Annotated in this window: 17 protein-coding genes; 7 read left to right on the plus strand and 10 right to left on the minus strand. The window is 67.8% G+C overall.

The window, feature by feature from the left end; translation table 11 throughout:
• Window positions 1-10: 10 nt before the first annotated feature.
• The 4 genes from KIT89_RS08005 to KIT89_RS08020 all read right to left on the minus strand — a co-directional run bounded on the left by KIT89_RS08005 (window position 11) and on the right by KIT89_RS08020 (window position 3,242).
• Window positions 11-1,111, minus strand: coding sequence for an aromatic acid exporter family protein (locus KIT89_RS08005; RefSeq protein ID WP_297600049.1), 1,101 nt, complete (start codon window positions 1,109-1,111; stop codon window positions 11-13).
• Between the two features lie 10 nt (window positions 1,112-1,121).
• A complete protein-coding gene (locus tag KIT89_RS08010; RefSeq protein ID WP_297603940.1) occupies window positions 1,122-2,219 on the minus strand; it encodes a glycine cleavage T C-terminal barrel domain-containing protein in 1,098 nt (365 codons plus the stop codon).
• Window positions 2,220-2,232: 13 nt separating this feature from the next.
• Window positions 2,233-2,829, minus strand: a complete 597-nt coding sequence (locus tag KIT89_RS08015) for an FABP family protein (RefSeq protein ID WP_297600053.1) — start codon at window positions 2,827-2,829, stop codon at window positions 2,233-2,235.
• Between the two features lie 134 nt (window positions 2,830-2,963).
• The gene (locus tag KIT89_RS08020) at window positions 2,964-3,242 is read right to left on the minus strand and encodes a hypothetical protein (protein WP_297600055.1); all 279 of its coding nucleotides are present in this window, start codon (window positions 3,240-3,242) and stop codon (window positions 2,964-2,966) included.
• A 51-nt stretch (window positions 3,243-3,293) separates the two neighbouring features.
• Between KIT89_RS08020 and KIT89_RS08025 the strand changes: the two genes are divergently transcribed.
• Window positions 3,294-3,986, plus strand: a complete 693-nt coding sequence (locus KIT89_RS08025; RefSeq protein ID WP_297600057.1) for a response regulator transcription factor — start codon at window positions 3,294-3,296, stop codon at window positions 3,984-3,986.
• On the opposite strand, the gene arsA is transcribed toward KIT89_RS08025, so the two are convergent.
• Window positions 3,983-5,785, minus strand: a complete 1,803-nt coding sequence (gene arsA, locus KIT89_RS08030; protein ID WP_297600059.1) for an arsenical pump-driving ATPase — start codon at window positions 5,783-5,785, stop codon at window positions 3,983-3,985. The two genes, KIT89_RS08025 and arsA, sit on opposite strands and share 4 nt — an antisense overlap.
• A 56-nt stretch (window positions 5,786-5,841) precedes the next feature.
• A complete protein-coding gene (locus tag KIT89_RS08035) occupies window positions 5,842-6,486 on the minus strand; it encodes a hypothetical protein (protein WP_297600062.1) in 645 nt (214 codons plus the stop codon).
• Window positions 6,487-6,638: 152 nt separating this feature from the next.
• On the opposite strand from KIT89_RS08035, the gene KIT89_RS08040 reads away from it, so the two are divergent.
• Genes KIT89_RS08040 through pstB (KIT89_RS08065) form a run of 6 tightly spaced genes read left to right on the plus strand, consistent with a single transcriptional unit; the run spans window position 6,639 to window position 13,795 of the window.
• Complete coding sequence (locus tag KIT89_RS08040; protein WP_297603941.1) at window positions 6,639-8,819, plus strand: RNA degradosome polyphosphate kinase; 2,181 nt, start codon at window positions 6,639-6,641, stop codon at window positions 8,817-8,819.
• Between the two features lie 11 nt (window positions 8,820-8,830).
• Window positions 8,831-9,778: an NUDIX domain-containing protein gene (locus KIT89_RS08045; protein WP_297600064.1), complete on the plus strand. Its 948-nt coding sequence runs from the start codon at window positions 8,831-8,833 to the stop codon at window positions 9,776-9,778.
• Window positions 9,779-9,824: 46 nt separating this feature from the next.
• A complete protein-coding gene (locus KIT89_RS08050; protein WP_367275863.1) occupies window positions 9,825-10,973 on the plus strand; it encodes a phosphate ABC transporter substrate-binding protein PstS in 1,149 nt (382 codons plus the stop codon).
• A complete protein-coding gene (gene pstC / locus KIT89_RS08055; RefSeq protein WP_297600067.1) occupies window positions 10,970-11,920 on the plus strand; it encodes a phosphate ABC transporter permease subunit PstC in 951 nt (316 codons plus the stop codon). The genes KIT89_RS08050 and pstC (KIT89_RS08055) overlap by 4 nt, the downstream gene beginning before the upstream one ends.
• Window positions 11,917-12,990 carry a phosphate ABC transporter permease PstA gene (gene pstA / locus KIT89_RS08060; protein WP_297600069.1) on the plus strand — a complete coding sequence of 358 codons (1,074 nt, stop codon included), beginning with the start codon at window positions 11,917-11,919 and terminating at the stop codon, window positions 12,988-12,990. Before pstC (KIT89_RS08055) ends, pstA (KIT89_RS08060) begins: the two co-directional genes overlap by 4 nt.
• A gap of 25 nt (window positions 12,991-13,015) precedes the next feature.
• On the plus strand, window positions 13,016-13,795 hold the full coding sequence (pstB, locus tag KIT89_RS08065) for a phosphate ABC transporter ATP-binding protein PstB (RefSeq protein WP_297600072.1): 780 nt from the start codon (window positions 13,016-13,018) through the stop codon (window positions 13,793-13,795).
• 10 nt (window positions 13,796-13,805) lie between these two features.
• Here pstB (KIT89_RS08065) and pstB (KIT89_RS08070) read toward each other — a convergent pair whose 3' ends face one another.
• Genes pstB (KIT89_RS08070) through KIT89_RS08085 form a run of 4 tightly spaced genes read right to left on the minus strand, consistent with a single transcriptional unit; the run spans window position 13,806 to window position 17,549 of the window.
• Entirely contained in the window at window positions 13,806-14,630 is an 825-nt protein-coding gene (gene pstB / locus KIT89_RS08070; protein WP_297600076.1) for a phosphate ABC transporter ATP-binding protein PstB, read from the minus strand.
• Window positions 14,631-14,654: 24 nt separating this feature from the next.
• Window positions 14,655-15,578 (minus strand): phosphate ABC transporter permease PstA, encoded by a 924-nt coding sequence (gene pstA, locus KIT89_RS08075; RefSeq protein ID WP_297600079.1) that lies wholly within the window; start codon window positions 15,576-15,578, stop codon window positions 14,655-14,657.
• Window positions 15,575-16,537, minus strand: a complete 963-nt coding sequence (pstC, locus tag KIT89_RS08080) for a phosphate ABC transporter permease subunit PstC (RefSeq protein WP_297600081.1) — start codon at window positions 16,535-16,537, stop codon at window positions 15,575-15,577. Before pstC (KIT89_RS08080) ends, pstA (KIT89_RS08075) begins: the two co-directional genes overlap by 4 nt.
• A 43-nt stretch (window positions 16,538-16,580) precedes the next feature.
• Window positions 16,581-17,549, minus strand: coding sequence for a phosphate ABC transporter substrate-binding protein PstS family protein (locus KIT89_RS08085; RefSeq protein ID WP_297600083.1), 969 nt, complete (start codon window positions 17,547-17,549; stop codon window positions 16,581-16,583).
• Window positions 17,550-17,575: the final 26 nt, after the last annotated feature.

The raw sequence follows: 17,575 nt of genomic DNA on the forward strand, positions 1-17,575 counted from the left end.
TCAGCACACCTTAGAGCGGGGGCAGCAGGGCGCGCGCCTCATCGGGCGGCAGGCCAAGGTGCACGAGCGTGTCGAACACGAGGGGGCGCAGCAGCACGATGACCACCTGGTCGGCGACCCCGTCGACGGCCGCGGGAGTGCACCGGCCGGCGAGCACCGTGGCGACTCCGCGGGCGGCATACCGCGCCGCCTCGTCGTCTCGACTGCGGCCGAGCAGCCGCACCACGGCGGCCGCCGAGTCGACGAGCTCGGCCAGCAGCGGGCGGGGGCCGCCGTCGCGCACGAGCACGTCGACGCGACGCGCGATCGCGCGCACGTGCCGCGTCGTCAGGTCGGCGACGCCGAGCAGCCGTTGCTCGTCGGCCAGTCGCGCGCGGCGCGATCGCAGCCAGGGCGACACGGCGGCCACACCGCGCGCGCTCTCGAGCGAGTGACCCCACTCGTCGAGAAGCGACTGCGTGCGGCGACTGCGGGCGAGGGCCAGTTCGGCCGCCGCGGGGTCGGCCGACCGGAGGGCGTCGCGCACCCCCGTGAGCGCCTGATCGAGCAGCGAGAAGAGGGCGGTGCCTTCGCCGCGCTGGCGCACGAGGTCGAAGCGCGGGATGAGCGCGGTGACGAGCAGCGCCATGATGCCGCCGATGAGCCCGTCGAGGCTGCGAGCGAAGACTCCGCCATCGGGTGCGGGCAGCACGGCGACGAGCATCGACTGCACGGCGGCCGCGATCGCGAAGGGCGCGGAGGGCGACACCGCCCTGGCGACGATGAGGGTGACGCCGAGTATCACGGCGATCTGCCAGGCCCCTTGGCCGATCACCTGCACGAGCAGCGCGGCGACGACGATGCCGATGTTGATGCCGACGACGGTCTCGGCGACGCGCCGCGGGGTGGCGTCGCGCGCGATGCCGAGCGAGATGATCGTCACGGTGACGGCGACGAGCGGCAGCTCGTGCCCGAGCAGGCTGCGGGCGATGAGGTAGGCGGCTGTCGAGGCGACGACGATCTGCACGACGGCGGGCAGCGAGCGCACGACGCGGTCGAGCGCGTCGCGAGCATCCATTCGCCGACGGATGCTGCGCTCGAGTCGCCGCAGCGAATCACCGTGCCGGCTCATGTCGGCGGCGTCAGCTCGGGCGGGTGACGGCGCCGAGGCGCGGAAGGCGCGGAACCCCGGCGGTGGCCCCCGCGTCTGGCGGCACGATCACCTGCTGCGCTGCGGCGATCGGCACCCCGTCGACCTCGACGGTGAGGGCCGCAGAAGGGTCGAGCGAGCGCTTGACGACGGCGAGCGCAATCGGCCCGAGCTCGTGGTGCCGAGCGCTCGACGTGACAACGCCGACAGCCGCGCCCTCGAGCATGACAGGGGCGCCGTGCCCGGGCAGCAGGGCGTCTGAGCCGTCGAGGTGCAGCATGACGAGCCTGCGCGGCGGGTGCCCGAGGTTGTGCACCTTTGCGACGGTCTCTTGACCGCGGTAACAGCCTTTGGCGAGGTGCACTGCCGAGCGCAACCAGTCGAGCTCGTGCGGAATCGTGCGGTCGTCGACCTCGGTGCCGAACCGCGGGCGCCACGCTGCGATGCGCAGTGCTTCGAGAGCGAGCGCCCCCGCCACTGCGAGCGCTGCGGCCCGCACCGCGTCGGCGATCTCGGCGAGGCGTGCACGTTCGACGAGCAGCTCGACGACGTCGAACTGCGCTGCCGGATGCTCGCTCTCGGCCGCATACTGCCACCCGCCGCTCTGCACCGACACCCAGGGGTCGCGCCAGAGCAGGGGCTGCCCGTTCGGTGCGGCCGGTGCGACGAGCGGCTCGGCGTCGAGGGGCAGCAGTTGGGCGAGCGTCGCCCACTGCGGCGAGACGTCGGCGACCTCGACGCGCATCATGAACCGCATGCGGTCGAGCCACGCGGCGAGGGCGGGTGCCGCTGCGCCGTCGACGAGCAGCCAGGCGACCTCGCCGTCGTCGATGACGTGCATGGCGTGCTCGAGCCGCCCGTTCGGGTCGAGCAGCAGCGTCTCGGCCGACTGGCCGGGGGCAAGTGATGTCAGCGACTGCGAGGTGAGCGAGTCGAGCCAGGTGAGGCGGTCGGGGCCGGTGACGGTGACGACGCCGCGGTCGCTGAGGTCGACGATGGCACGGCCGGCGGCGAGCATCCGCTGCTCTGCGACGGGGTCGCCGTAGTGGTCGGCGACGATGCCGTTCGCGCCCGCGACGGCGGCCGGCAGACTCAGCAGGGCGCTACTCGGCACGATGCAGGGTTCCTGAAGCGTGGGTGCGCAGGTCGTTGCCGAGGGCGGCGATATCCCAAGCCCACAGCAGCTTGCCGTCGACGAGCCCGTAGAGGCGCGTGGCGGCCGAGTAGTCTTTGGCGCTCGCCGAGCGCATGACGGCGTCGGTCTGCAGATCGATGCGGGCGTCGCCGACGTGGCCGAGGTAGAGCTCGCTGACCCCGCCGGGGTGGATGAGCGCCACCTCGACCTCGAAGCCGCCCTGCGGCGAGCGCAGCGTCTCGACCTCGTCGGCGGTGGCGAAGGGCCGAGCGCCCTCCCCCGGCAGCATGCCGGGGCCGGGGTCGCCGGGCTGCGACGGCCTGTGCAGACGCCAGTAGCCGGCTTCGGCGTTGAGGGGCGTGTTGTCGTCGTCGAGCAGCCACGTCGTCGACGCGTAGTTCAGGTAGTTGAGCCCGTCGTGACTGAAGCTGACCCGCTGGCCGAACTCGTGCTCGCGAACGCGGTCGCCGTCACGGTAGTGCACCACTCCGGTGCCGTCCCAGACGCCGACGAGCCACGCGAGGGGCGCGAGCTCGGCTGGCAGGCTCGTGTCGAGTGAGAACACGGCGCCGTGCGCGCTCAGCGCTGGCCGCGATACAGGTTGACGAGCACCACTGCCGAAACGAATCCGATCGCGAGCGTCGCCAGCCCGAGCAGGCCGAGGAAGAAGATCTCTAGGGCGAGAAGCATGCCGCCAGTCTACGATGCCGAGCCGAATGACGCCTGCACGAGCAGAGTGGCCGCCGAGGCGATGATCATGAGCACCATGACGCCCGAGATGGTGACGAGCATGCGCATCACGAGGCCGTCTTTCGACTGCAGGCTCACCTGGATGACGAAGGTCAGCAGCACCGACCCGGCGGCGATGGCGGGCAGCAGCGGCCACCACCCGGTCGGCGAGACCAGCAGGGCGACCACCACGAGCGCCGCGATCACGGCGAGCCAGACCGGCAGGGCGGTCGCGACGGTGCGAGACATGCCCCCATGCTAGGGCGCTTGTAGACTGACGCACGACACCGTGGAGGACGAATGGCTCAGCTGTTGATCCTGACCTCGCAGGTGAACACTGACGTTCTTCCGGCGCTGGGGCTGCTCAGTCATCGGGTGCGCCGCATTCCGGCCGAGCCCGCTGCGCTCGTCGGCGCGCCTCCGGCCGATGTCATCATCGTCGACGCCAGGGCAGACCTGCAGAGCGCGAAGTCGTTGTGCAAGATTCTGACCGCCACGGGGGCGGGGTCGCCCATCATCGTGGTGCTCACCGAGGGCGGCCTCACAGCGGTGAACGCCGAGTGGGGCGTCGATGACGTGCTGCTCGACACCGCGGGCCCCGCCGAGGTGGATGCTCGACTGCGCCTCGCCGTCGGCCGCCAGTCGCGCGACGAGGGGTCGAGCATGATCCGCGCCTCGGGGGTCACGATCGACGAGGCGAGCTATTCGGCGAAGGTGCACGGCCGCACGCTCGACCTCACGTTCAAAGAGTTCGAGCTGCTGCGGTTCTTCGCCACGCACCCGAGTCGCGTGTTCACGCGCGAGCAGCTGCTGAGCGAGGTGTGGGGCTATGACTACTTCGGCGGCACCCGCACCGTCGACGTGCACGTGCGGCGCTTGCGCGCCAAGCTCGGCGACATGGAGTCGCTCATCGGCACGGTGCGCAATGTGGGCTACCGGTTCACGGTGCACGAAGACGACGCCGAGCAGGCCGCGAACCGCGTCGGCGCCTAACGGCTGAGGGCCGCCAGCCGGTCTTCGCCCACTGGCTCGTCGCCGAGCAGCGGCAGCACGGCGACCCTCGGGGCGAGGGCTCTCACGCGGTCGATCTGCTCGAGCTCGGCCCGTGCGCGCTGGCGCAAGAACGGCGACTCGGGCTGCGCCGCAGCGACCGAGTTGTTGATGACCCACGCCCAGGGCGTGATGCCCGCTCGAGCGAGGTCTGCCTGCAGCTCTGCCGCTTCGAGCACGGGGGTCGTCTCGGCCAGGGTCACGATGATCATCTTGGTGAGCGCGGGGTCTTGCAGCCGCATCATGGGGGTCGTGAAGTGCATGCCGGCCGGCATGTTGCGGGCGATCTCGCGGTGGTACGACCCCGTGGCGTCGAGCAGCAGCAGCGTGTGGCCGGTCGGCGCGGTGTCGACGATGACGAAGCGCGAGCGCGCGGCCGAGATGACTTTCGAGAACTGCTGGAAGACCGCCACCTCGTCGGTGCACGGCGACATCAGGTCTTCTGCCAGCGCCGCGCGCCCCGCACCGTCGAGAGCGGCCCCTTTCGTCGCCATGACGTGCTCGCGGTACAGGCGCGTCGACTCGGCGGGGTCGATGCGCGAGACGGTCAGGCGGTCGACGTCGCCGTGCAGGGTCTCGATGAGGTGCGCCGCGGGGTCGGTGGTCGTCAGATGCACATCATGGCCCCGGTGCGCGAGCGCCACGGCGAGCGCGGCGGCGACGGTGGTCTTGCCGACCCCGCCTTTGCCCATGCACATGATGAGTCCGTGCCCGTCGCGCTCGAGCTCGTCGACGAGCGCGGCGAGGCCGCGGTCTGCGAGTGCGTGAGCTTCGAGGTTCGGGATGCTCGCCGCGACCCCCGCCGCCTCTGCCGTCTCGGCGGCGGGTGGTGCGAGCAGCCCGCGCAGAGCATCCACCCCCACCATGTTCACGGGGCGAAGGTCGATGAGGTCTCGCGGCAGCTCGGCGATGCCGGAGGGCATGGCCGCGATCGCGGCCTGCTCGCGGTCGCGCACGGCTCTCGCCAACGGCTCGTCGCCGGCCCGCTGCGGCAGCACGCCGTTGATCACGAGGTGCGCCTCGGTCATGCCGATCTCGGCCAGTTCGTGGTGCGTGCGATGCAGTTCGGCGAGCGACGATGGCTGGGCTCGCGCCACCAGAATCATGCGTGTCGACTGCGGGTCGGCGAGCACTCGCACGGCGGCGGCATACATCTCGCGCTGTCGCTCGAGCCCTGCCATGGGGCCGAGGCACGAGGGGTCGCCCTTGCCGTCGTCGAGAAAGGTCGTCCACGACCCTGGCAGCTGCAGCAGGCGGATGGTGTGCCCGGTCGGCGCGGTGTCGAAGATGACGTGGTCGAACTGCGCGGTCAGCGACTCGTCGGCCAGAAAGCCGGTGAACTCGTCGAATGACGCGATCTCGGTCGTGCACGAACCGGAGAGGCTTTCGACGATGCTCGCGAGCTCTGCCTCGGGCAGCAGGCCTCGCACGGGGCCGACGATGCGCTCGCGGTACTGCTCTGCCGCCTGCTCAGGGTCGATCTCGATGGCCGAGAGGCCGGGCACCGAGGGTATGGGGGTGATCGCGTTGCCGATCGTCGCACCGAAGACCTGCCCGACATTCGACGCGGGGTCGGTGCTCACGAGCAGCACTCTGGCGCCCTCGTCGGCGAGGTGGATGGCTGCTGCACAGGCGATCGAGGTCTTGCCGACGCCGCCTTTGCCGGTGAAGAAGGCGAAGCGGGGCAGCGCCGTGAGAAACCGCGCCGCAGTGCCAGAGGGCACCGGCAGAGTCGTGGGCATGACTCCATGCTCCCACTGAAGTGATGCGTGCCGCAGGGTGACGAGCGCGCGCTGGTCTACAGCGGTCGCACCTCGATGCCCAGCTCGAGCGCCAGCTCGCGCACGTGCGAGGCGATGAGGTCGCGGGTGTGCCGAATTCCCGACTTGCCGCTCGTGCTCTCGAGGGTGATGCTCCACGTGCGGAAGGGGTGGCCCTCGAGCGCGGTGAGCGAGTCGTTGCAGTTGAGCACGACGATGTGGTCTGCCGCGGCGATGAACTCGGGCACGACGGGCTTCGGATACTCGCCGAAGACCGCGACCCCCACCTCGTCGAGCGTCTCGATCACTGCGGGAAGCACGCGTGCCGAGGGGGTGTCGCCCGCGCTGACCACGCGGGTCTCTGGCGAGGCCGTCGCCCGCAGAATCGCCCCCGCGAGCTGCGAGCGCCCCGCGTTGCCCGAGCACACGAACAGCACCGACGGCGGCCGCGGAGCGTCTCGGTAGTGCTCGACCCAGCGCAGCGCCTCGAGTCGATCGGCGGCGAGCTGCGCGGTGAGCGCTCGAGCGTGCTGCGAGGGATGATCGAGGTGGCGGTAGCGTCGCAGGCTGTCGAGCACGATCTCGTGCACGACGTCGTCAGAGAACTGCGGCGCGAACTTGCCCGAGAGCCTTGCGGCCACCCGATCGACGACGGCGAGAGCGTCAGGTGCCTGCACGGTCATGCCTGTCGCCCCCATGGTCGTCAGCGCCGCACGCTCTGTGACGGTCGCGTAGCCAGCAAACGCGCACCGTGTGAACGGGCGGTGAACGTGCTGCAACTGCCGCGAATCCATTGGGCGATTGCTGACACAATGGCGCCATGCACGACTCGGGAATGACAGACACCGGCTACCAGGTCGACGGCGGTGTCGGCGGCGACTTTCTCGACGACTACGACGAGTCGACGAGCATCGACGACGGCACCCTGCCGATCGAGCGCTATCTCGACCGAGAGTTGAGCTGGTTGCGCTTCAATCAGCGCGTGCTCGAGCTCGCCGAAGACGCAGCGGTGCCCTTGCTCGAGCGTGCCAATTTTCTGGCGATCTTCGCGAGCAACCTCGACGAGTTCTTCATGGTGCGTGTCGCGGGGCTCAAGCGACGCATCGTCACGGGCCTGGCGGTGCCCACGAACACCGGGCGGGCGCCCGCCGACGTGCTCGCCGACATCAACGCTCTCGCCCTCGAGCTGCAGCTGCGGCACGCGGCCGCCTTCCATGACCTGGTGAAGCCCGCGCTCGACGACGCCGAGATCCACATCGAATCGTGGGCAGACTTGAGCGAGAGCGATCGCACCAGGGTCGACGAGATCTTCACGCAGCAGATCTTTCCGGTGCTCATGCCGCTCGCGGTCGACCCGGCGCACCCCTTCCCTTACATCTCGGGCCTCTCGCTCAACCTGTCGATCCGGGTGCGCAACCCGAAGACGCAGAAGGTCGAGTTCGCGCGCCTCAAGGTGCCGCAGATGCTGTCGCGCTTCGTGCAGCTGCCAGACGACGGCTCGGGCAGACTGCGGTTTCTGACCCTCGAAGACCTCATCAGCAATCACCTCGACCAGCTCTTTCCCGGCATGCAGATTCTCGAGCACCACGAGTTTCGCGTCACGCGCAACGAAGACGTCGAGATCGAAGAAGACGAGACCGAGAACCTCATTCAAGCGCTCGAACGCGAACTGCTGCGCCGCCGATTCGGCCCGCCCATCCGCCTCGAGATCACCGACGACATGGATGCCCTCACTCTCGAACTGCTCGTGCGCGAGCTCGGCATCACCGAGCAAGAGGTCTATCGCCTGCCGGCTCCCCTCGACCTGGGCGGGCTCTTCGAGATCGGCAAGCTCGATCGCCCCCACCTGAAGTACCCCAAGCACGTGCCCGTCACGCCCGTGCAGCTGCAGCCCGCCGAGCCGAACTCATCGCCCGACGTCTTCGCCGCCATCTCGCGCGGCGACATTCTCGTGCATCACCCCTATGAGTCGTTCGCCACGAGTGTGCAGGCGTTTCTCGAGCAGGCGGCACGCGACCCCAACGTGCTCGCCATCAAGCAGACGCTCTACCGCACGAGCGGCGACAGCCCCATCATCGAGGCGCTCATCGACGCCGCCGAGGCGGGCAAGGCCGTGCTCGCCCTCGTCGAGATCAAGGCGCGGTTCGATGAGCAGAACAACATCGAGTGGGCGCGCAAGCTCGAGAAGGCCGGAGTGCACGTGGTCTACGGGCTCGTCGGCCTCAAGACCCACTGCAAGCTCGCGCTCGTGGTGCGGCAAGAGAGCGACGGCACACTGGCGCACTACGCGCACATCGGCACGGGCAACTACAACCCCAAGACGAGCCGCATCTACGAAGACCTGGGGCTGTTCACGAGCGACGACCAGGTGGGCAAAGACCTCACGCGGCTGTTCAACGAGCTCTCGGGTTATGCCATCGAGAAGAAGTTCAAGCGCATGCTCGTCGCCCCTCGCTATCTGCGCCGCGGGCTGCTCAAGCTCATTCGCACCGAGACCGAGAATGCCCGCGCGGGGCGTCCGGCGGGCATCCGCATCAAGATCAATTCGCTCGTCGACGAAGCCATCATCGACGCGCTCTACCGGGCGAGCCAGGCGGGCGTGCCCGTCGACATCGCCGTGCGGGGCGTGTGCGCGCTGGTTCCGGGCATGGATGGCCTCAGCGAGACCATCCGCGTGCGCAGCGTGCTCGGCCGCTACCTCGAGCATTCGCGCATCTTCGCGTTTCACAACGATGGCGACCCGCAGGTGTTCATCGGCAGTGCCGACATGATGCACCGCAATCTCGACCGCCGCATCGAAGCGCTCATCAGGCTCACCGATGCTGCGCATCTCGCGCAGATCGACGAGCTCTTCGACACCACGATGAGCGAGTCGACGGCGTCGTGGCACCTGCAGCCGTCGGGCGATTGGCTGCGTGTGCACCAAGATGAGAAGGGTGAACCACTCGCTGACCTGCAGAATGTCGTCATGAGTTCGATCGCGAGCCGACGACGAGGCGGGGCTGCCCGCGCATGACGCCGCCCTCGGTGACGACCCGACCTGACATCGTGCAGGCGGCCGGCGCTGTCGTGTGGAAGATGGTCGACGGAAAGGCACGCATCCTGCTCGTGCATCGCACGCAGCACAAAGACGTGTCGTTGCCCAAGGGCAAGGTCGATCCTGGCGAGACGCTGCCGCACACGGCGGTGCGCGAGATCGCTGAAGAGACGGGCTTCGACGTCGTGCTCGGTGCGCCGCTCGGCGCCGTCGAATACACCCTGCCGAACGGGCGCGACAAGATCGTGCACTACTGGTCGGCCGAGGTCGACGCCGGCGCCGCCGAACGCCACAGCTATGAGGCCAACGGCGAGATCTTCGCGCTCGAATGGGTGCCGCTGACGAAGGCGGCCAAGAAGCTCACCTACGAGCACGACGCAGACGTCGTCGAGCGCTTCGCCGCCCAGGTCGACGCCGGGCGCGCGCGAACGTTCGCGCTCATCGTGCTGCGGCACGGCAAGGCGATGCCTCACGAGCGCTGGGACGGCCCCGACCACACCCGCCCCTTGCTGCACCAGGGCATCGAGCAGTCGGCCTCGGTCGCGGGCGGCGTGGCCGCCTTCGGCCCTCAGGTGCTCGTGAGCAGCCCGGCCGCCCGATGCGTGGCCACCATCGCTGCGACAGCAGCGCTGACCGACATCGCCGTCAAGCACTCGCGCAGCATCAGTCAAGATGCCTACAGCAGCGACGGCGATCGGGTGAGGGCTCACGTCGCCAAGAGGCTCGCGAAGCGGCGCACCACTGTGCTGTGCAGCCACGGCCCGGTGATTCCGCAAATCATCGCAGCGGCCGCCGAACTCGGCGGGGCAGCGGTGACGCCCGAGCTGCGTCGAGGTGCCGCGTTGTCGACCGGGGAGTACACCGTGATGCACTTCGCGCTCGAGGGCGAGCGGCCGTGGCTCGTAAGCATCGAGACGCACTCTCCCGTGCTGGTCTGAGTCAGCCGCTCGCGCGTTAACCTGCTGTTAACCTTTCTCGGCCTGAATGTGCTTGACTTCGCTGGCGGCGTTCGCGCGTCGACCCGTCGTGCTGTTGACCTCCATCGAAAGGGCTCGGGTGCTGTTCTCGCGCATCGCCGTCGGCGCCCTCGCACTCGCCTCGGTGGTGAGTCTCGCGGCCTGCGCAGTGAACGAACGAGACCGCGTGATTCTGCCCGGCAGCCTCGTCGGAACCCTCGACGGCTCAGGCTCGTCGGCTCAGAGCGCCGCACAAGAGGCGTGGATCGCGATGGTGCAGAACGCCAACGGCGGCCTCACCGTGAACTACGAGCCCTCGGGCTCGGGCGCCGGCAGAGAAGCCTTTCTCTCAGGGGGCGTCGACTACGCGGGCTCTGACTCGCCGCTCTCGCCCAGTGAGCTCGAGGGAGCGTTCGGGGGATGCGTCGACGGCACGACAGGCATCGACCTGCCTCTCTACATCTCGCCGCTGGCGATCATCTTCAACGTCGAGGGGGTCGACCGGCTCCGCCTCGACGCCGCGACGACGGCGCGCATCTTTCGGGGTGACATCACGCGCTGGAACCACCCCTCGATCGCCGCACTGAACGAGAACACCCGGCTGCCTGACGCCACCATCACCGCGGTGCACCGCTCAGACGCCTCCGGCACGACGAAGAACTTCACCGACTATCTGGCTCAAGCCGCGAGCGACGAATGGGGGGTCGACGCAGCCGACAACTGGCCGTTCGGCGGCGAGTCGGCGCAAGGCAACTCGGGCGTCGTCAACGCCGTCACCAACGGCATCAACACCATCGGCTACGCCGATGCCTCACGGGCAGGAGGGCTCGGCATCGCCTCGCTGCTGGTAGGCGACGAGTTCGTCGACTACACGCCCGAGGCCGCGGCCAGAGTGGTCGAACTCTCTCCGCTCGAAGACGGCCGAGCCGCGAACGACCTCGCGATCGCGATCGACCGCACCATCGACGAGCCGGGCACCTACCCGCTCGTCCTCGTGAGCTACGTCATCGCCTGCGAGCAGTACCGCGACCCCGACACTGCAGAGCTCGTACGGGGCTTCCTCGAGTTCGTCGCGAGCCCCGAGGGCCAGGCGGTCTCGGCCGAGTTCGCCGGTTCGGCCCCGCTGAGCCCTGGGCTCGCCGAGCGAGTGACGGCAGCGATCGGCAGCATCCGATGACGGCGACCGCGCCACGAGACACGCTGGCCTCTGCCGCCCGCGCTCGACTGGGCGACGTGGTCTTCAGGCGACTCGCGGTGGCGGCTGGTGTCACGATCTTGCTCGCGCTCGCCGCCGTCGCCGTGTTTCTCGTCGCCCAGTCGATTCCGGCGCTCATCGCCGACCCCGCCGACCTGCGGGGCCAGCCCGAGAGCTTCTGGCACTACGTCGGGCCGCTCGCTTTCGGCACCGTGTGGGCTGCGGCACTCGCACTGCTCATGGCGGTGCCGCTGTCGATCGGCATCGCGCTCTTCATCTCTCACTACGCCCCTCGTCGACTCGCCCAGCCCCTCGGCTACATCGTCGACCTGCTCGCGGCGGTTCCGAGCGTCGTCTACGGGCTCTGGGGCATCACGGTGCTCGCACCAGCGGCCGTGCCGTTCTACACCTGGTTGACCGAGAACCTGGGGTGGATTCCTCTCTTCGCGCCGCCCGCCTCAGGAACGGGACGCACGGTGCTCACGGTCGCCATCGTGCTCGCGGTCATGGTGCTGCCGATCATCACCGCCCTGTGCCGCGAGGTCTTCGTGCAGACCCCCGTGCTGCACGAAGAAGCGGCGTTCGCCCTCGGCGCCACGCGCTGGGAGATGATTCGCATGGCGGTCTTTCCCTATGCACGATCGGGCATCGTCTCAGCCTCGATGCTCGGGCTCGGGCGCGCACTCGGCGAAACCATGGCGGTCGCGATGGTGCTCTCTCCATCGGCGATCGTGAGCCTCGCCATCTTGACCCCCGAGAACCCGTCGACCATCGCGGCCAACATCGCCCTCAACTTTCCTGAATCGGCCGGTCTTCAGGTGAATGCACTCATCGCCACCGGGCTCATCCTCTTCGTCATCACGCTCGCCGTGAACTCGATCGCCCGTGCGATCGTCACGCACCACGAGCGAGGGCTGGAGTCACGATGACCTCGGTCGCCGCACAGCCCAACGCCTACACCTCGGGGCGACTGCCCCGGTGGTTCGCGCCGACCCTGCTCGGGGTCTCAGTCGCGGCAGGCATGGGCGTCATCGGCCTGCTGGCGGGTGCCGGTGCGATCGCCGAGTTCTCGATCGTGCCAGCGATTCTGCTCGGGGCACTCACCTACGTCGTGATGATCACCGTGATCTCACGAGCGGCCGAAGGCGGCCGCGCAGCGACCGATCGACTCGTCACGGCACTCGTCGTCTCGGCCTTCGTGATCGCGCTGCTGCCGCTCATCTCGCTCTTGACCACCGTGATCATCAACGGCACCGACCGGTTCGACATCACGTTCTTCACCCACTCGATGCGCAGCGTCATCGGCGACGGCGGAGGCGCGCTGCACGCCATCGTCGGCACGCTCATCATCACGGCTCTCGCCACCGTCATCTCGGTGCCGGTGGGGCTGTTCACTGCGATCTACCTGGTGGAGTACGGCCGAGGGCGCCTGGCACGATCGATCACATTCTTCGTCGACGTGATGACGGGCATCCCCTCGATCGTCGCAGGGCTGTTCGCCTACGCGCTCTTCGCCCTCATCTTCGGCGAGGGCTTGCGCATGGGGTTCGCCGGGTCGATCGCGCTCGCCGTGCTCATGATTCCCGTGGTCGTGCGATCGAGCGAAGAGATGCTGAAGCTCGTGCCGCAAGAGCTGCGTGAGGCCTCATACGCGCTCGGTGTTCCGCGCTGGCGCACGATCGCCAAGGTCGTCTTGCCGACCGCCGCCGCCGGCATCATCACGGGCATCACGCTGGCCATCGCGCGCGTCATCGGCGAGACGGCGCCGCTCTTGATCGTGGCCGGCTTCACCTCGAGCATGAACTACAACCCCTTCAGCGAGCGCATGCAGAGCCTGCCCGTGTTCGTCTACACGCAGTACGCCAACCCCGGTTCGCAAGTCGACTACTACCTCGAACGCGCGTGGGCCGGAGCCTTGACCCTCATCCTCATCGTGATGGCGCTGAACCTCATCGCCCGACTCGTGGCGCGCGCCTTCGCACCGCGCACGCGCCGCTGACCCCGAACCGCACCAGGAGCCCGACGTGTCGAAACGCATCGAAGTCACCGACCTCAACGTCTACTACGGCAGCTTTCTCGCTGTGGAAGGGGTCACCCTGACGATCGAGCCGCGCAGCGTGACCGCCTTCATCGGGCCTTCGGGCTGCGGAAAGTCGACGTTCTTGCGCACGCTCAACCGCATGCACGAAGTGATTCCCGGCGCTCGCGTCGAGGGCGAGGTGCTCATCGACGGCAACAATCTCTACGCCCCCGGTGTCGACCCCGTGCTCGTGCGGCGCCAGGTCGGCATGGTGTTTCAGCGCCCCAACCCTTTTCCGACCATGTCGATTCGCGACAACGTTCTCGCCGGAGTCAAGCTCAACGCACGCCGCATGCCCAAGGCAGAAGCTGACGAGCTCGTCGAGGCCTCGCTCAACGGCGCCAACCTCTGGAACGAGGTGAAAGACCGTCTCGACCGTCCGGGGGCGAGCCTGTCTGGCGGGCAGCAGCAGCGCCTGTGCATCGCCCGCGCCATCGCGGTATCACCCGATGTGCTGCTCATGGACGAGCCCTGCTCGGCCCTCGACCCCATCTCGACCCTGGCGATCGAAGACCTCATCGAGCAGCTCAAAGACGACTACACGATCGTGATCGTCACGCACAACATGCAGCAGGCCAGCCGCGTGAGCGACAAGACAGCCTTCTTCACGATCGCGGGCACGGGCAAGCCGGGCCGACTCATCGAGTACGACGACACCACGACGATCTTCTCGAACCCCGCGCAGAAGTCGACCGAAGACTACGTGTCTGGCCGGTTCGGCTAGACCGAGGCGATCACCCGAAGCGGCCCGAGATGTAGCCCTCGGTGCGCTCGTCTTTCGGCTGCTCGAAGATCTGCGTCGTCATGCCGTACTCGACGAGCGTGCCCGTGCGGCTACCGGTCGCCTCGTCTTGTAGCACGCTGAAGAACGCCGTGCGGTCGGCGACTCGAGCGGCCTGCTGCATGTTGTGCGTGACGATCACGATCGAGTACGTGTCGCGCAGCTCGTGCATGAGGTCTTCGATGCGACCGGTCGCAATCGGGTCGAGGGCCGAGCAGGGCTCATCCATGAGGATGACGTCTGGGTCGGTCGCGATCGCGCGTGCGATGCACAGGCGCTGCTGCTGACCGCCCGAGAGTCCGTAGGCGTTCTGCTTGAGCTTGTCTTTCACCTCGTCCCACAGTGCCGCGCGGCGCAGCGTGCTCTCGACGAGGTCGTCCATGTTCTCGACGTTCATGCCCGTGACGCGAGGGCCGTAGGCGATGTTGTCGTAGATCGACTTCGGAAAGGGGTTGGGCTTCTGGAAGACCATGCCGATGTGACGGCGCACCTCGATCGGGTCGATCTTGGGCCCGTAGATGTCGATGCCGTGGTACTCGACGCGCCCCTCGACGCGCGCGGTGGCCACCAGGTCGTTCATGCGGTTGAGGCACCGCAGCACCGTCGACTTGCCGCAGCCCGAGGGCCCGATGAGCGCCGTGATCTCATTGACACCGAACGCCAGGTCGACGTTGCTCACGGCGTGGAAGTTGCCGTAGTAGACGTTCAGATCGTCGATGGTGAACACCGTGCGGTGCGGCCAGGATTCTGGACGGGTCTTTGCGGCTGGGTCAGTCATGAGATTCCTCAGTTCGTGGTCGGGTCAGAGTTGGCGGGCGTACCTGGCACGCAGCCAGATCGCGACCGAGTTCATGGTCAGCAGCAGGGCGACGAGCACGAGGGCGCCCGCTGCGGCCAGCACGCGGAACTCGTCTTGCGGACGCACCGCCCACTGGTAGATCTGCACGGGAATCGCGCTGTACGCACCCTCGAACGCGCTCTCGGGCAAGAACCGCACGAAGGTGGTCGCGCCGACGAGCAAGAGCGGGGCGGTCTCACCGATCGCCCGTGACATCGCGAGGATGGTGCCCGTCAGAATGCCGGGAACCGACAGCGGCAGCACCTGACGCCAGGTCGTCTGCCACTTCGTGGCACCGAGCCCCAGCGACGCGTCGCGCAGGGTCGGGGGCACGCCTCGAATCGCCTCTCGAGACGAGATGATCACCGTGGGCAGCACCATCATCGCGAGGGTGAGCGACCCCGCGAACGCGACGAAGCCCAGGCTCAGGGGGCCGCGCACGATGAAGGCGAGGCCGAGAATGCCGAAGACGATCGAGGGTACTGCGGCGAGGTTCTGAATGTTGACCTCGATGACGCGGTTGTACCACTTGTCGCGGTCTGCATACTCTTCGAGGTAGATCGCCGCGCTGACACCGAGCGGAACGATCGTGACGAGCGTGCCGAGCATGACATACGTCGTGCCGACGATCGCGGGCAGGAAGCCCGAGGTGTCGGTGTTGATCGACGACGGCATCTGCGTGAACAGATTGAGGTCGAGACGGTCAGAACCGCGAATGGCGACGAAGATGAGCAGCGTCGCGAGCATGACGAGGCCGAGCATGATCGAGAACAGCAGCACGGCGCGGAAGAGCTCGCCCTTGATGTCGATGCCGACGCGATCGAGTCGAATCGTCGAGCTGCGGGTCGCCTCCACGGCGATGCGGGTGCGCCCTGACGTCTTGCTCATTCGTATACCTCTCGGAATCGACGCACGAGTGCGATCGCGATCAAGTTGACCGTCAGCGTGATCAAGAAGAGCAGAGCGCCGACGGCGAAGACGGTGTAGTAGGCGGTGGTGCCGGTCGAGACATCTCCCGTGGCAGTGCGCCCGATGAACGCGGTCATGGTGAGAATCGGGTCGTTCGGCCACAGCGAGATGTTCGCCATCGCACCAGCGGCCATGAGCACGACCATGGTCTCGCCGACCGCGCGCGAGAGGCCGAGCACGAACGAGGCCGTGATGCCTGAGAGAGCGCTCGGCACGATGACCTTGGTCGCCACCTGCATGCGCGTGCTACCGAGACCGTAGGCGGCCTCGCGCAGGGCACGCGGCACTGCGTTCATCGAGTCGTAGGCCACCGAGGCGACGGTGGGAATGATCATGACGCCGAGCACGAGCCCGGCCGCAAGCACGAACTGGAATCCGGGCTCTTCACCGAGCTTGCCGGGAATCCAGGTGGGCCAGTTGTCTTTCAGCAGCGGCGCGACGAAAAAGAGGGCGAAGATGCCGTACACGACGGTCGGGATTCCCTCGAGAATCTCGAGCAGCGGCTGCAGAACCTTGCGCGTTCGCGGGCCCGCGTACTCGCTCATGTAGATAGCCGAGGCGAGCCCTGCGGGCAGAGCGATGACCGACGAGTAGATCACGATCGCCGCGGTGCCGGCGACGATGTGCACGACGCCGTAGGTGGGGGTCGCGAACAGGGGCGCCCACGGCTCCATTGAGAAGAAGCGGTCGAAAGGCACCTCGCGGAAGAAGTCGATCGTCGGCAGGATCAGTGCGACCACGATGCCGATCGTGATGAGCACGGCGAGCGCGGCAGCCAGAAACAGCCACGCCACGATCATCTTCTCGCCGATGCGCTTCGTCTTCGCGGTGAGCGAGAACTCTGCATCGGGGGTACTGGTGATCGTGGTCGTGGCCATTCCTGGACTACCTTCGCTCGTTGGTGTGCGGTGCTATGCCGAGTTAGAGCAGCGACTGCAGACGCTGCAGCGCCTCAGCCTCTTGGTCGGCGTTCAGCGGGATGAAGCCCGCCGTCTCGGCGATGCGAGCCTGGTTGGTCACGTAGAACTCGAGGAACGCGAGCACCTGAGGCTTCTGCAGAGCGTCAGCCGAGGGGTACACGTAGAGCTGGCGACCGAGCGGGCTGTACTCGCCCGTCAGCACGGTGTCGAGCGACGGTGCGACGCAGTCGCCGTTGTCGTTCGCGACCTCGATGGCGCGGATCGAGTCACCCGCGGCCTCGACGAACGAGAGCGGGATGAAGGCCGAGTTGCCGAGGCCGCCCTGCACACCGAGCACCGCAGCGTTGTCGTCTTCGCCGATGTCGTTGTAGGCCGCGTTGATCGCACCGCTCTCACCGTTGATCTCTGAGGTGAAGAAGTCGAAGGTGCCCGAGTCGGTGCCGGGGCCGTAGAGGATGATCTCTTGGCTCGGGAAGCCGGCGCGCACGTCGGCCCAGTTGGTGACGGGGTTCTCGGGGCGCCACATCGACGAGATCTCGTCGACCGTGAGGCACGTAGCCCAGTCGTTGTCGGCGTTCACGACGACTGCGAGGCCGTCGTTGGCGACACCGAGCTCGACGAAGTCGATGCCGTTGGCCTCGCAGCGCTCGGCCTCGTCGTCTTTGATCTGACGCGATGCCTCCGAGATGTCGGTCTCACCGTTGCAGAACTTCTCGAAGCCACCGCCGGTGCCCGAGACACCGACCGAGACCTGCACGTTGGGCTGGATCTCTTCGAAGAGCTCTGCGGCGACCTCAGTGTTGGGGGCAACCGTCGACGAGCCATCGATGATGACCGCGCCGCTGAGCAGCTCTTCGCCCGCGGGGGGCTCTTCGGCGGGAGCGTCGGCTCCGGCACAGGCGCTGAGCACGAGGGCGGCGGCCGCGAGCGTCGCCGCGAAAGCCCCCGTCTTGCTGTATTTGTTGAACACTTTTGCGATCCCTTCGTTGGCGGCGT

Origin of the sequence: Microcella sp. (genome assembly GCF_025808395.1) — a bacterium.
Taxonomy (GTDB): domain Bacteria; phylum Actinomycetota; class Actinomycetes; order Actinomycetales; family Microbacteriaceae; genus Microcella.

Bases quoted from the DNA above. Each gene is read 5' to 3' on its own strand.
- KIT89_RS08005 (WP_297600049.1), bottom strand. From the start codon at position 1,111: ATGAGCCGGCACGGTGATTCGCTGCGGCGACTCGAGCGCAGCATCCGT.
- KIT89_RS08020 (WP_297600055.1), bottom strand. From the start codon at position 3,242: ATGTCTCGCACCGTCGCGACCGCCCTGCCGGTCTGGCTCGCCGTGATC.
- KIT89_RS08025 (WP_297600057.1), top strand. From the start codon at position 3,294: ATGGCTCAGCTGTTGATCCTGACCTCGCAGGTGAACACTGACGTTCTT.
- arsA (WP_297600059.1), bottom strand. From the start codon at position 5,785: ATGCCCACGACTCTGCCGGTGCCCTCTGGCACTGCGGCGCGGTTTCTC.
- KIT89_RS08035 (WP_297600062.1), bottom strand. From the start codon at position 6,486: ATGACCGTGCAGGCACCTGACGCTCTCGCCGTCGTCGATCGGGTGGCC.
- KIT89_RS08040 (WP_297603941.1), top strand. From the start codon at position 6,639: ATGACAGACACCGGCTACCAGGTCGACGGCGGTGTCGGCGGCGACTTT.
- KIT89_RS08050 (WP_367275863.1), top strand. From the start codon at position 9,825: ATGTGCTTGACTTCGCTGGCGGCGTTCGCGCGTCGACCCGTCGTGCTG.
- pstC (WP_297600067.1), top strand. From the start codon at position 10,970: ATGACGGCGACCGCGCCACGAGACACGCTGGCCTCTGCCGCCCGCGCT.
- pstA (WP_297600069.1), top strand. From the start codon at position 11,917: ATGACCTCGGTCGCCGCACAGCCCAACGCCTACACCTCGGGGCGACTG.
- pstB (WP_297600076.1), bottom strand. From the start codon at position 14,630: ATGACTGACCCAGCCGCAAAGACCCGTCCAGAATCCTGGCCGCACCGC.
- pstA (WP_297600079.1), bottom strand. From the start codon at position 15,578: ATGAGCAAGACGTCAGGGCGCACCCGCATCGCCGTGGAGGCGACCCGC.
- pstC (WP_297600081.1), bottom strand. From the start codon at position 16,537: ATGGCCACGACCACGATCACCAGTACCCCCGATGCAGAGTTCTCGCTC.